Origin of the sequence: Plantactinospora endophytica (assembly GCF_016862915.1) — a bacterium.
Taxonomy (GTDB): Bacteria; Actinomycetota; Actinomycetes; order Mycobacteriales; family Micromonosporaceae; genus Plantactinospora; species Plantactinospora endophytica.
The window spans coordinates 276,323-290,050 of record NZ_BONW01000021.1; the positions used below are offsets into that span (position 1 = coordinate 276,323).

Sequence of the window (13,728 nt, forward strand, 5' to 3'; positions counted from 1 at the left end):
CGACCACCGGCGCCTGACCGGTCTACTCGACCGCGTGCACCACGTCCCGCACCTCGGCGAAGTGGCATGCGCTCGGGTGCGCCGAGCGGTCCCGGGGGGCCAACGCCGGTTCCTCGGTGGCGCAGACGTCCTGCGCCTTCCAGCACCGGGTGCGGAACCGGCAGCCCGACGGCGGGTTGGCCGGCGACGGCACGTCGCCCTCCAGGACGATCTGGTCCCGCTGGCCGCGCAGGGTCGGGTCCGGCACCGGCACCGCCGAGAGCAGCGCCTGGGTGTACGGATGCGTCGGCCGCTCGTAGATCTCGTCCTCGACACCGATCTCGACGACCTTGCCGAGGTACATCACCGCGACCCGGTCGGCGATGTGCCGCACCACCGACAGGTCGTGCGCGATGAAGATGTACGACAGCCCCAGCTCGTCCTGCAACCGCTCCAGCAGGTTGATCACCTGCGCCTGGATCGACACGTCCAGCGCCGACACCGGCTCGTCACAGACGATGATCTCCGGCCGCAACGCCAACGCCCGGGCGATGCCGATCCGCTGCCGCTGCCCGCCGGAGAACTGGTGCGGGTACCGGTTGATGTGCTCCGGGTTCAACCCGACCAGGTCGAGCAGTTCCCGGACCCGCTGCTTCCGCTCGCCGGCCGGAACCACCTCCGGGTGGATGTCGAACGGCTCGCCGATGATGTCGCCGACCGTCATCCGGGGATTCAACGAGGTGTACGGGTCCTGCAACACCATCTGGATGTTGCGCCGGGCCTTGCGCAGCTCGCCGCCGGAGAGCCGGGTCATGTCCTGGCCCCGGACGTTGATCGCACCACTGCTCGGCTTCTCCAGCCCGACCAGCAGCTTGGCCAGCGTCGACTTGCCGCAGCCGGACTCACCCACCACGCCGAGGGTCTCGCCCCGGCGCAGTTGCAGGTCGACCCCGTCGACCGCGCGTACGGCACCGATCTTCTTCTGGAAGACGATGCCCCGGGTGATCGGGAAATGCTTGACCAGGTCGCGGGTCTCCAGCACCACCTCGTTACTTGACGGCTGGCTCATCCCCGACCACCTCCGTCCAGAAATGGCAACGCGCGGTCCGTACCGGGTCCACGTCGTACTGCTGCGGCGGCGGATCGGCCCGGCACACGTCGCGGGCGTACGCGCACCGAGGGTGGAACGGGCAGCCGGCCGGGATCCGGGTCAGGTTGGGCGGCAGGCCCTTGATCACGTTGAGCTGCTGCCCCTTGAGGTCCAGCCGGGGAATCGACTCCAGCAGAGCCTTGGTGTACGGGTGCGCCGGCCGGGCGTAGATGTCCAGCACCGGCGCCTCCTCGACCACCTTCCCGGCGTACATCACCGAGATCCGGTCGGCCACGTCGGCGACCACGCCCATGTCGTGGGTGATCAGGATCAGACCCATGTTCCGTTCCCGCCGCAGCTCGGCGAGGAGGTTCATGATCTGGGCCTGCACCGTGACGTCCAGCGCGGTGGTCGGCTCGTCCGCGATCAGCACCTTCGGGTCGAGCGCCAGCGCCATCGCGATCATGACGCGCTGCCGCATACCGCCGGAGAACTGGTGCGGATAGTCGTTGATCCGCTGCTTGGCAGCCGGGATCTTGACCAGGTCGAGCAGCTCGACCGCCCGCTTCTTGGCCTCCTGCCGGGACGTACCCCGGTGCACCCGGAACAGCTCGCCGATCTGCCAGCCGACCGGGAAGACCGGGTTCAGCGCGGAGAGCGCGTCCTGGAAGATCATCGCGATGTGGTTGGCCCGCACTCTGCGGCGCTGCTCCTCAGCAAGCTTGAGCAGGTCGACGCCCCGGTAGCGGATCGCACCCCCGGTGACGAACCCGGGCGGCGAGTCGAGGATGCCCATGATCGCCTGGGCGGTGACGGACTTGCCGCAACCGGACTCGCCCAGGATCGCCAGCGTCTCGCCGGGATCCAGGTGCAGGTCCACGCCGTTGATCGCCTTGGCGATCCCGACCTGGGTGCGGAACTCCACGTGCAGACCGTCGACCTCCAGCAGCCGGGCGGACGAGTCCAACCCGGGCAGGACGTCGATCTCTGCCTTGATATCGGTCATGTTTCGGCTCACCGCAGCCTCGGGTCGAAGGCGTCGCGGATCGCGTCGCCGAGCATGATGAACGCCAGCACGGTCATCGCCAGGAAGACCGACGGCCAGACCAGCGGGGTCGCCGTCTCCCGGACGTACGGCGCCGCCGTCGAGATGTCGACGCCCCAGGAGATCTCGTCGCCCTTCAGACCGACACCGAGGAAGGTCAGGGTGGCCTCGGTGGAGATGTTGACCCCGAGCAGGATGGTCAGTACCACCACGAACGGCGCGGCGGCGTTCGGCAGGATGTGCCGGAACATCAGCCGGCCCGAGCCGGCGCCCAGCATCCGGGCCGCCGCCACGTAGTCCTGGCTCTTCGCCGAGATGACCGACGATCGCATGATGCGGGCGCCGGTCGTCCAGGTCAGCACGCCGAGGGTGAAGACCACCGCCCAGAAACCGGAGTCCTGCGGGTCGGCGGAGAGCCGCCGGGCCAGCACGATCGCCGCGAGCAGGGTGGGGATGCCCAGCACGATGTCGACGCCCCGGGCGAGCAGCGAGTCGACCCAGCCGCCGAAGTAGCCGGCCGCCATACCCACGAGCAGGCCGATCACCCCGGCGATGATGGTCGCGAAGAGCCCGATCAGCACCGAGTTGCGGGCGCCGTAGATCGTTCGGGCGTAGACGTCGCAGCCCTGGAAGTTGTAGCCGAAGAAGGCCGAGCCGCTCGGGCCCTGGTGTTGCCGGGACAGCGCGCACGCCTTCGGGTCGGCCGAGGTGAACAGGCCCGGGAAGAACGCCATGACGACGACCAGCAGCACCAGCACGGCGGCGGCCCAGAAGATCCAGTTGCGCCGCAGGTCCTCCCAGGCGTCCCCGGTCAGGCTGCGTGGTTTCTCCGAGCCGCCGTCCGGCGACACCGGCACACCGGCCGCGGTGGGGACCTCCGCCTGGGTGACGGATTCGATGTTACTCATCGGGCGCCTCGCTAACTCGTGCCGCCGCTCGGCGCCGCCACGAGGACAGGTTCAGATCGAGCAGGATGGTTCGTTCGCTTTGCTCACTCATAGCGGATCCTCGGGTCGAGAACCGCGTACAGCAGGTCGACGACCAGGTTGACCACCAGGAAGACGATCACCAGGACGCTGACGAAGCCGACCACCAGCGGGCCGTCCTCGGTCCGGATCCCCCGGAACAGGTTGAAGCCGACGCCGGGGATGTTGAAGACGCCCTCGGTGACGATCGCGCCGGCCATCAGGTTGCCCAGGTCGACGCCGATCAGCGTCACCACCGGGATCAGCGAGTTGCGCAGTACGTGCACGCCGATCACCCGGCGGTTCGCCAGCCCCTTGGCCCGGGCGGTACGGACGTAGTCCGAGCGGAGGTTCTCCGCCACCGACGCCCGGGTGACCCGGATCTGTGTCGCGATCACCAGACAGCTCAGCACCATTGCCGGCAGCATGAGTTGATAGAACCCCGGTTCGGCGCCAGCGGTCGCCGGGAACCACTTGAGCTGCACCCCGAAGAGGAGCTGCGCCAGCGGCGCCAGCACCACGATCGGCAGCGAGAGCAGGATCAGGGTGATGACCAGCGTGGTGGTGTCGAAGATCCCGCCGCGCCGGATTCCGGAGACGATGCCGGCGGTGACGGCGACCAGCGCCGAGATGATGATCGCGAAGACGGCCAGCCGGATCGTCACCGGCCAGGCCTGCGCCATCATCTCGCTGATCGGCCGGTTGGTCAGCGAGATGCCGAAGTCCCCGGTCAGCAGGCCACGCATGTAGTGGCCATATTGGAGGATGAACGGGTCGTCCAGATGGTACCTTTCGGTGAGTGCCTGCCGGACGTTCTCCGGCAGCGGTCGCTCACCCGCCAGAGCCTGGAGCGGGTCGTCCTGGTTGGCGAACATCAGCGCGTACACGATGAAGGTGGCCCCGAAAAACGTCAGGACCCCTTGCAGCACGCGCCGCACGAAGTAGCGGAACATATCCCAAGTCCTTAGGCGAGACGAGCATCGGTGACTGCCTGATGGGCAGCAGACCGTGATGCACACGGTAGCGACCGCAGCCTCACCGGCCCCGGTCACCGGGCCGGTGAGGCTCGTACGGACGGTCCGACCCGACCCGGGCTAGGCCGGGTGGACCGGACCGTCCGTCGCTGGAGCAGTCAGGTCAGCTCGTGGCCTCGATCTTGAGGATCTCGACCTTCTGGAACTTGTCGACCTCGACGTTCTTGACCCGCTCCGAGTGGCCGTAGACGTTCTGGCCGAGCCGCAGCGGAATCACCGGCATGTCGCGGGCGAGGATGTCCTCGGCCTGCTGCCAGAGCTTGATGGCCTCGTCCTCGGTCGGCGCGGCCGAGCCCTGCTTGACCAGGTTGTCGAACTCCGGGTTGCTGTAGCCGTAGTAGTTCGACGAACCGCCGGTCCCGTACAGCGGGCCCAGGTAGTTCTCCATCAGCGGGTAGTCCATGATCCAGCCGAGCCGGATCATGCCGACGTCTTCCTTCTTCTCGACCTTGGTGAGCAGGTCGGCGAACTTCGGCTCGCCGACGCCGACGCAGTCGACGCCCAGGTTGGTCTTGAGCTGGTTGCAGGTCGCGTCCACCCACGCCTTGTGACCACCGTCGGCGTTGTACGTGATCTTGATCTGCTTCGGACCGCCGGCGGCCTCGTAGTCCGCCTTGGCCTTGGCCGGGTCGTAGGTGCACGGCGCGCCGCAGCTGTTCTCGCGGTAGCCGGCCACCGCCGGGGAGACGAACGACGTCGCCGGGCTCTGCGAGCCACGGAAGACGTTGTCGGTGATCTCCTTGCGGTTGATCGCCATCGAGATCGCCTTACGGACCTCGACCTTCGAGTACTGCGGGAGGAAGGTCGGGAAGCCGACGAACTGGAAGACCGAGTTCGGGCCGGTCTTGAAGCGGTCACCCAGGTCCGCCGGGGCGGAGGCCAGGTTCTCGATCGGAATCTGGGTCACCACGTCCAGGGCGCCACCCATCAGGTCGGCGTACTGGGCGGTCTGCTCCTGGTAGATCTTGTAGGTGACCCCGCCGACCTTCGGCTTCTCGCCCGCGTAGTCGGCGTACGCCTCCGTCTCGATCTTGGAGTCGTGCTGCCAGGTGCCCTTCATCTTGAAGGGGCCGTTGCCGATCGGGGCCTGCTCGTAGTCCTCCTTGAGCACACCCTCGGAGGCGAACGCGGCGTTCGGCAGCGGGTAGAAGACGGTGTAACCCATGACCGAGCGCCAGCCGGAGAACGGCTCGCTCAGCGTGACGGTGAAGGTCAGGTCGTCGACCTTCTTGAGGCCGGTCATGGTCTTCGCCGCGGGGTCCGGAGCCTTCTGCGGGCCCTCTTCGCCGTCCGGATCCTTGGACTGCAGGTCCTTGTATCCCTCGATGCGCTCGAAGAAGTACGAGCCGCCGTTGCCGTTCGGGCCGTAGGCCGCGTGGTTCCAGGCGTTGATGTAGTTGTCGGCGACGACCTTCTCACCGTTGTGGAAGGTGTAGCCGTCCTTGAGCTTGATCGTCCAGACCTTGTTGTCCGTCGACTCGACCGACTCCGCAGCCACCGTGTACGGCTTGTTGTCGGCGTCGAAGTCGATCAGCGGGGTGAAGAGCGCAGCCAGCACCTCCGCACCGTTGGACTCGGTGGTGTTGGAGGGGATCAGGTGCTGGGGCTCGCCGAGGCCGATCGAGATGACGGCGTCGGCCGCCGAGGTCTCGTCGCCGCCGCCGCTGCAGCCTGCCGCCAACAACATTATGGCGGTCGCTCCGACCGCCATCTTTAACGGGAATTGCCCGCGCATGAGTGAAGCCTCCTCAGGGCGCTCACGAGGGACTGTGAGGTGACTGACACTGTGACACTGAGCTGCCTAGCGCGGAAAGGTGCCGTTATCAACCCGTTAGTTGCCGGCAATGTTTCACGCGTGTGCACGGCCACCCGGGCGCACCCTCCACCACGGCGATGAGCAGGCAAAACGTCACCGGGAGGGAGCGCCCCGGGGACAGCCTGCGCGGCGCGTTGTGACCTTCCCCGCGTCACCGCGGGCGCTCTCCGATGTCAAGCGCATACCTACCGTGCCTGGCCGTTTGAACGATGTTAAACCGTACGCCAGGGCCCCGACGGGTACCCGAACAGTGAGAGCCATCGATGCAGCGTATCTGATCGTCACCGCCCGGACACCCACCGCTCGGCTGATGCCGTACCGGTGGATCCGCCGATGCCCGGGAGCCGAACCACGGACCGCCCGGCGACTCCCGGCTCGGCCGGCAGGACTCGGATCGGCAGGGCTCGGATCGGCGGCGGTTGTCGCCGCCGGCCAACACTCGTCGGCGGCGGCGGGCGGTTGCCGTCGGCCGACGGTTGTCGGCGGCGGCGGGGGTCAGACCAGCCGGCGGTCGGCGGCCCAGCGGGACAGCTCGTAGCGGTTGGACATCTGGAGCTTGCGCAGCACGTTCGACACATGCGTCTCCACCGTCTTGATGGAGATGAACAGCTCCTTGGCGATCTCCTTGTAGGCGTAGCCCCGGGCGAGCAGCCGGAGCACCTCCCGCTCCCGGTTGGTGAGCTGGTCCAGCTCGGGGTCGGCGACCGGCGCGTCCGGCCGGGAGGCGAAGGAGTCCAGCACGAACCCGGCCAGCCGGGGACTGAACACGGCGTCGCCGTCGGCGACCCGGCGGATCGCGGCGGTCAGCTCGTCCGGCGAGATGGTCTTGGTGACGTACCCTCGGGCACCGGCCCGGATCAGCCCTATCACGTCCTCGGCGGCGTCGGAGACGCTGAGCGCCAGGAACCGCACCTCCGGCCGGGTACGCCGGACCGCCTCCAGCACCGCCCGACCACCTCCGTCCGGCATGTGCACGTCGAGCAGCACCACGTCCGGCTCGGTGGCCGCGATCCGGCTGATCGCCTCGGCGACCGTACTGGCCTCGCCGACCACCTCGACGTGCGTACCCAGCTCGGCGCGTACGCCGGCCCGGAACATCGCGTGGTCGTCGACGAGGAACACCCGCAGCAGCCTCGGCTCGGGTGTGCCGTCCCGTGCCGGCTCCGTCGTCTCGACCATGATCGTTACCTGTCCTTCCCTGGTGCTGAAGCCTCCCGCGGAATCGGCAGGAAGAGTCGTACCTCGGTGCCGTCCCCCGGTGTACTGCGAATCTCCGCCCGGCCGCCGTGCCGCTTCATCCGCCCGATGATCGAGCCGCGTACGCCGTGCCGGTGGTCCTCAACGGTAGTCGGGTCGAATCCCGCTCCGCGATCGCGGACGAAGACACTCACCTGCTCCGGCTCGACCTCGGCGTAGAGCGAGACGGTCTGCACCTTGGCGTGCCGGGCCGCGTTGACCAACGCCTCCCGGGCCGCGGCCACCAGCGCACCGACCCGTTCGTCCGTCTCCCGGTCGCCGACCACCACCGCCTCCACGGTGATCGCGAAGGTGTCCTCGACCTCGGCGGCGGCCTGCTCCAGCGCCGCCGCGAACCGCTCTGTGGGCGAGCCGGTCGGCTTGTAGAGCCAGCTCCGCAACGAGCGTTCCTGCCCCCGGGCGAGTCGCTGCACCGTCTTGACGTCGGCCGCGTTGCGCTGGATCAGGGCCAGGGTGTGCAGCACCTGGTCGTGGATCATGGCGGCCAGCTCGGCGCGCTCCTGCTCCCGGATCCGCCCCTCCCGCTCGGCGCGCAACTGGTTGTAGGTCCGCCAGAGCACCGGGGCGGCCACCACGCCGACACCGGCGAGCGCGACCAGGGCGAAGATCACCCCGTTGATCACCGCGTCGAAGTTGCCCTGCGGGCCGTAGACCGCCACCACGCCGATCAGGCCGACCGCGACCAGCACCCCGCCGCCGATGAACCGCAGGATGAAGGCGCGCCGGTCGCTCTCCGCCACCACCGCGCCGAGCCACGGCACCGGCAGTGACCGGTCCCACTGCCAGCGGCGCTCGGGCGCGGACTGGTGCCAGATCACCCCGGCGCCGACCGCGATGATCGACACCAGCCAACCGGCCGTCCAGGCGACGCCGCCGGACTTCAGTGCCAGTACCTCGATCAGGATCACGCCGAGCCCGATCGCCACGAACGGCAGCAACTGGAAGACGTTGCGCCGGGGCGGGGTGCCACCGGGCAACGGCGGCACCACCGCCCAGAACGCCGCGTAGAGCAGCAGACCCAGCCCGTTGAAGCCGAGCAGCAGGAGGAACGCGACGCGTACCCACACCGCCCGCACGCCCAGGTGCAGGGCGAGCCCGGCGGCCACGCCGGCCACCATGCGGTGGTCACGGGCGCGGTACAGGCGGGGTGGCTCGGTCCTGGTGCGGATCGTCGGACTCCTCGTCGTGTCAGCCGGCGGGCGGTGGCACCCGCCGACCGGTGGGCGGTGATTCTGTTCGGGCGGTGGCCGGTTACGTCTGTTGTTCGGGCGGTGGCCGGTTACGTCCGTTGTCGGGCGGTGGGCGGTTACCTCGTCTGTTCGCACGGTGGGCGGCTACGTCCTGGGGCGGTGGCGGTGACGTGCCCGGACCTGCCGTGTCACGACCCGTTCCGCCCGTGGTTCGATCGTCACACGCCACCGGGCCCACCAGCCATCGGGACTCCCCGGACTTTCCGGCGCGAGATATCTCAGGGTGGGCTCAGGGTTGTCGCCTGAGGCCGCCGGACCAGCGACGGCGGAGGATCGGAGCATGACCGAAGACGCTGCCGCCGCCCGTGGAACGCCCGGTCCGGCGGGCGGTCCCGACCGAGCGGACAGCCCCGGCCCGACCGAGGAGCGGCCCGGCACCCCGACCGCCGCCGCCCCGGAGTGGGCCGAGCCGCAGGACACACCGCCACCGGGAACGGGCTGGCCACCGCCGCCCGGCGAGACCTCCCCACCGCCGGGACCCGGCGGGACTCCACCACCTTCCGGTACCGGCGCCACGCCGCCGCCCGGAGCCGGTGGGCCGGCGCCGGAGTTCGGGTTCACCCACCGGTACGGCCTCGTCCGGCCGCGCGAGGGGCGCTACCTGGCCGGGGTCTGCGTGGCGATCGGCCGCGCCACGAACAGCGACCCGATCCTCTGGCGGGTCCTCCTCGCCGTACTCGGCTTCTTCGGCGGAATCGGCATCCTCGTCTACCTCGCCGCCTGGCTGATCATCCCGTCCGAGGGCGACACCGCCTCGCCGGTGGAGTCGATGCTGGGCCGGGGCCGGTCCAGCATGTCCCCGGTCACGGTGCTGGTGCTGGGCATCATCGTCGCGGTGTTGTTCGGCTTCATCGTGACCGACACCTTCCGGGCCATCCTGCTCGGTGCCGCCGTCCTGATCGGTGGCGCGCTGCTGCTCAACCGGGACCGGAACCGGACCGACCCGTACTGGCAGCCGGGCGCCGGGCCACCGCCGCCGGGCTACCCGCCGCCGGGGGCCGGCCAGCCGGTGCCACCGCCCGGCGCCACGCCCGGATATCCCGGCTGGTACCCACCGGCACCGCAGCCGACCGCCGCCGCACCAGCTCACCCCGGCGGACCCGCGATGGCCGCCCCGGCCCCACCGGCACCCGCCTGGCCGACGACCGCACCGCCGGCCGCCACCGCCCCGAGCGGCCCCTACCCGACCGGCCCGTACCCGAGCCCGTACCCGACCGGCCAGTACCCGGGCGTGCCGTCCGTGCCGCCGTCGCCCGGGGGCTACCGCGCACCGTTCGCGCCACACGGCCCGTACGCCGCCGCGCGGCCGGCCCCGCCTCCGCCGGCTCCGCCGAAGACGAAGGAACCGAAGCGGCCACGTGAGCGGTCCGCGCTGGGCGGCGCCACCTTCTCGATGATCTTCGTGGCGATCGGCATGGTCGCCATCCTGGACCTGACCAACGCGATCCGGGTCCAGCCGTCCACCTACTTCGCCGCCGTCCTGGTGACCATCGCCCTCGGGCTGCTGGTCGGGGCCTGGTTCGGCCGGGCCCGCTGGCTGATCGCCCTCGGCCTGGTCGCGGCCTGCGCCCTGGGCATCTCCACGGTCGCCGAGTCCTACACCCGGCTGCACAGCGAGGAGGACGTGCTCTGGGCACCGGCCAGCTACGCCGTACTGGCCGACCGCTACGAGACCCGGCTGGGCAAGGCCACGCTCGACCTGACCCGGATCGACTTCACGAACGAGGACGCCCGGGTGAACGTCGACGTCAACCTCGGTGAGCTGAAGGTGATCCTGCCACCCACCGTCGACGTGACCGTACGCCTCGACGTGAACGCGGGCGACGCCGTGATCCTGGACCGCCGGTACGGCAACTTCGACGGCAGCCAACGGGAGGTGACCGACCTCGGCGAGGACGGTCCCGGAGGCGGCAAGCTCCTGCTCGACCTGTCGGTCAACGCGGCCACCGCGGAGGTGACTCGATGAAGGCGCACCGTACCGACGGGGTGTCCCTGACGTTCGCCCTGATCTTCCTCGGCGCCGCCGCCTGGTGGCTGTTCGCGCAGCTCATGCACCTCACCCTGCCGGCCATCGGCTGGCTGGTGGCCGCAGGTCTGATCGGGGTCGGCACGCTCGGCCTGGTCGGGGCGCTCCGGGCCAACCGGTCCGGACGGCAGCCTGCGGCAACGCCCGCCGGTACCGGATCTCCGGTGGCGACGGGCTCGGCCGCCACCGGATCACCGGCCGGGCCGGCCGGCACCGACGTCGCCGACCTGGCGTCCGCCGACGCGCCTCTCGGCACACTGTTCGACCGCGACCCGGTCACACGGTCCGACCTGGGGCACACCGCGCAATTCGACCCGGCTCCGACCGCGACGCAGTTCGACCCGGACCGCACCGCGCAGTTCGACCCGGCCCCGGCCGACCGGCTCGACCCGGACCCGACCGTGCAGTTCGACCGCGACCTGGCCGCGCGGCTCGACCCCGACCCGGCCGCACGGTTCGACCCGGACTCGACCGCGCAACTCGAAACCCACACGATCACGCGGCCCGACCCCGACGCCGACATCACGGCGCGTCCCGACCCCGACACTACGGCGGAGCTCGACGCCGACCAGGCCGGGCGGCGACCCGGAGGGGGCGCCGGACCGGATCGGGACGACGACCGGCCCGCATGATCGGTGCGACTCGGTCAGGCCGTGCCTAAACTGGCCGGCGGAGGTTTGCGCCTCCGCCGGCCGTTCACGTACCAGCGGCCGGAAATCGCCCCACCGCGTAGCCTGCGCCGGTATCGGCAGCCGTCCGTCCTGACCTCCCGAGGAGCCCGCCCGAGATGACCCAGTCCCCCGCCGTACGCGCCACCGGCCCAGGCCGTCCGGTCCGCGTCGGCGAGCGCGCCGCCCGCGTCCTCACCACCGAGATGTCCCGGCACCACGGTCCGAAGACCACCCTGCTGATCGGGGCCACCACCGACTCGTCCGTACTCGCCGCCGCCGTCGACGCGCTGCTCCCCGGCGACGTGCTCACCGTCGTACCGGCGGACGCGCTCGCCGCGGACCAGCTCCGCGAGCACGTCACCTCGCTCGGTGCGTGGACTGCCCAACGAGTACGGGTCGCCGACTCGCTGGCCGAGACGGACGCGGCCGACGTGGTGATCGTCGCGGAACCGCTGGCCGGTACGGCCGAGGAGACCCGGACCGCGCTGGACGGACTGGCCAAGTACCTGACCGGCGGGGGCGTGCTCAGTGTGCTGGTACCCGCGCTGCCCGGCCGGGCCTCGGGTGCGGTCGGCGAACTCGAACGGCAGAGCGCGCTGTTCGGCGTCGGCAGCGATCTCGTCCTGGTCAACCAGCCACCGGTCCGGGCACACCGGCTCCGGTTCACCCCGGCCGAGGTGTCGGTGGCGAGTCGGCTCGCACCCGCGTACCGCACGTCGAGCGTGCCGCTGACCCGCCGGATGCACATCGACTCCAACGGCGTCGCCGCGGCCGGCATCGCGCTGGGACTGGCCGCCGTCACCCGGATCAGTCGGCCGAAGTCCCGGCTCTGGCTGGTACCCGCGCTGGCCGCCGGCCCGGTGGCCGCGTTCTTCCGCGACCCGGAGCGGGACATCCCGGAGGACGAGTCCGCCGTGGTCGCCGCCGCGGACGGTCAGGTGCTCTCCGTACAACGGCTCCGGGACGAACGCTTCGGCGACGGCGAGTTCCTCCGGATCGCGGTCTTCCTCTCCGTGCTGGACGTGCACGTCAACCGCGCACCGGTGGCCGGCAAGGTGGTCGACTACTTCGTCGCCGACGGGGGTTTCGCCGCCGCTATGAAGCCGGACGCGGAGCACAACGTGGCCGCGTACACGGTGCTCGACACCGACCACGGCACGGTGGTGGTGGCCCAGCGCACCGGCCTGATCGCCCGGCGGATCGTGCAGCGGGCGCCGGTCGGGTCGCTGCTGGCCCGGGGCGAGCGGTTCGGCCTGATCCGGTTCGGTTCGCGCACCGACGTCTACCTGCCGGCCGACGCGGCCGAGCCGGTGGTCGGTCCGGGCGAGCGGGTGATCGGCGGCGCGTCGGTGATCGCCCGCTGGCGCTGACCGGTCCCCGGCCGACACCGGCCCGACCCGCCACCGGCGCCGACGCTGCCGGCCTGGCATCGACGCCGTCGGGCCTGGCGTCACCCGGGTACGCCAGGCCGCCGTCTCCCCGAAACAGTCGTGCCGCAGAGTCACGGACGTGACTCTGCGGCACACTCGTCTACCGACAACCTCCGGCTCCGCGTGTTCCGGTGTCCTCAAGCCCTCACCGCACCGGCGACCTCAGGCTCCGGCAGACTGGACCCGGGCTGCGGTCAGGAGCGGTCGGATCCGGTCGGGAGCGGTCAGGCGGTACGGCGCTGACGCAGCCAGAGCAGCGGACCGCTGACCAGGTAACCGACCACCAGGATCGCGAAGGTGAGCCGGATGTCGATCAGGGCACCGATCACCGGGGCCAGCCACAGCCACGGCGGCAGCTTGATCAGCCGGGCCAGCTTGGCGTACGGGAAGCTGGAGACCATGGCGAAGGCGAGCAGGCCCACGCCGGCCACCTGCACCTCGCCGGAGACCGGCAGGCCGATCAGCACCGCCAGGGCGAGCACCGCAGCCGCCATCGTGGTCGGCACGCCGCAGAAGAACCGCCCGTCCTTCGGCGAGACGTTGAACCGGGCGAGCCGGATCGCCGCACAGGCGGCGACGAGCGCGCAGGCCACTCCGGCCGCCGCCGTCGAGACCGAGCCCACCAGCGAGGCGTAGACCACCACCGGGGCGGCCAGGCCGAACGAGCACATGTCGGCCAGCGAGTCCATCTGGGCGCCGAACGGGCTGGCCACGCCCATCTTGCGGGCCAGCGCGCCGTCGAGCCCGTCGAACGCCACGCAGGCGATCAAGCAGTATGCCGCGACCCGCACGTCGCCGTGCATCGCCTGGAAGATGGCGAGCAGCCCGAGCGTCAGGCTGGCCAGGGTGCAGGCGTTGACCACGGCGAACTTGATCCGGCGCACCATGGTCCGCTCGCCGGGCAGCAGCGGGATCGCCATCGCCGGGCCGGCCGCGTCGACCGGTCCGCCGGGCCCGACCGCCGGGCTCACCGGGACGACCGCCTCGATCTCCGCGGCGGTCAGCCGGCCGACACCGTACGGGTCGAGCGGGGCGGTGTCGGTGCCGTAGCGGCGGTCCGGCAGCACGAGGGTCTCGGCGCCGTCCAGGTCGTGATCCCGGCGTCCCACCCGGACCAGTAACACCTGCCGGGCGAACGTGCCGCTGCGGCGCAGCCGCCCCGCCC

10 protein-coding genes and 1 pseudogene are annotated in these 13,728 nt (G+C 70.7%); 3 read left to right on the forward strand and 8 right to left on the reverse strand.

Going from position 1 to position 13,728, the window contains the following annotated elements:
* Nucleotides 1–22 precede the first annotated feature (22 nt).
* The 7 genes from Pen02_RS22255 to Pen02_RS22285 form a co-directional block, all read right to left on the reverse strand.
* On the reverse strand, nt 23–1,048 hold the full coding sequence (locus tag Pen02_RS22255; protein ID WP_203868019.1) for an ABC transporter ATP-binding protein: 1,026 nt from the start codon (nt 1,046–1,048) through the stop codon (nt 23–25).
* Nucleotides 1,029–2,075 carry an ABC transporter ATP-binding protein gene (locus Pen02_RS22260; RefSeq protein WP_203868020.1) on the reverse strand — a complete coding sequence of 349 codons (1,047 nt, stop codon included), beginning with the start codon at nt 2,073–2,075 and terminating at the stop codon, nt 1,029–1,031. Before Pen02_RS22260 ends, Pen02_RS22255 begins: the two co-directional genes overlap by 20 nt.
* 8 nt (nt 2,076–2,083) lie before the next feature.
* Nucleotides 2,084–3,022: an ABC transporter permease gene (locus tag Pen02_RS22265; RefSeq protein ID WP_203868021.1), complete on the reverse strand. Its 939-nt coding sequence runs from the start codon at nt 3,020–3,022 to the stop codon at nt 2,084–2,086.
* Between the two features lie 83 nt (nt 3,023–3,105).
* Complete coding sequence (locus Pen02_RS22270; protein ID WP_203868022.1) at nt 3,106–4,032, reverse strand: ABC transporter permease; 927 nt, start codon at nt 4,030–4,032, stop codon at nt 3,106–3,108.
* A gap of 184 nt (nt 4,033–4,216) precedes the next feature.
* The gene (locus Pen02_RS22275; protein WP_372445641.1) at nt 4,217–5,848 is read right to left on the reverse strand and encodes a peptide ABC transporter substrate-binding protein; all 1,632 of its coding nucleotides are present in this window, start codon (nt 5,846–5,848) and stop codon (nt 4,217–4,219) included.
* Nucleotides 5,849–6,424: 576 nt separating this feature from the next.
* A complete protein-coding gene (locus Pen02_RS22280) occupies nt 6,425–7,108 on the reverse strand; it encodes a response regulator (protein ID WP_203868024.1) in 684 nt (227 codons plus the stop codon).
* Nucleotides 7,109–7,113: 5 nt separating this feature from the next.
* Nucleotides 7,114–8,355 carry an ATP-binding protein gene (locus Pen02_RS22285; protein WP_275413600.1) on the reverse strand — a complete coding sequence of 414 codons (1,242 nt, stop codon included), beginning with the start codon at nt 8,353–8,355 and terminating at the stop codon, nt 7,114–7,116.
* Nucleotides 8,356–8,716: 361 nt separating this feature from the next.
* Here Pen02_RS22285 and Pen02_RS22290 point away from each other — a divergent pair, with 361 nt between their 5' ends.
* The 3 genes and pseudogenes from Pen02_RS22290 (at nt 8,717) to Pen02_RS22300 (ending at nt 12,503) form a co-directional block, all read left to right on the forward strand.
* Complete coding sequence (locus Pen02_RS22290) at nt 8,717–10,402, forward strand: PspC domain-containing protein (protein WP_203868026.1); 1,686 nt, start codon at nt 8,717–8,719, stop codon at nt 10,400–10,402.
* Nucleotides 10,399–10,680 (forward strand): annotated as a pseudogene (locus tag Pen02_RS42840) (hypothetical protein); the annotation flags it as partial. The gene Pen02_RS22290 and the pseudogene Pen02_RS42840, both read left to right, overlap by 4 nt.
* 569 nt (nt 10,681–11,249) lie before the next feature.
* Nucleotides 11,250–12,503 (forward strand): phosphatidylserine decarboxylase, encoded by a 1,254-nt coding sequence (locus Pen02_RS22300; protein WP_203868027.1) that lies wholly within the window; start codon nt 11,250–11,252, stop codon nt 12,501–12,503.
* Nucleotides 12,504–12,787: 284 nt separating this feature from the next.
* Here Pen02_RS22300 and Pen02_RS22305 read toward each other — a convergent pair whose 3' ends face one another.
* The gene (locus Pen02_RS22305) at nt 12,788–13,717 is read right to left on the reverse strand and encodes a CDP-alcohol phosphatidyltransferase family protein (protein ID WP_203868256.1); all 930 of its coding nucleotides are present in this window, start codon (nt 13,715–13,717) and stop codon (nt 12,788–12,790) included.
* Between the last annotated feature and the right edge of the window lie 11 nt (nt 13,718–13,728).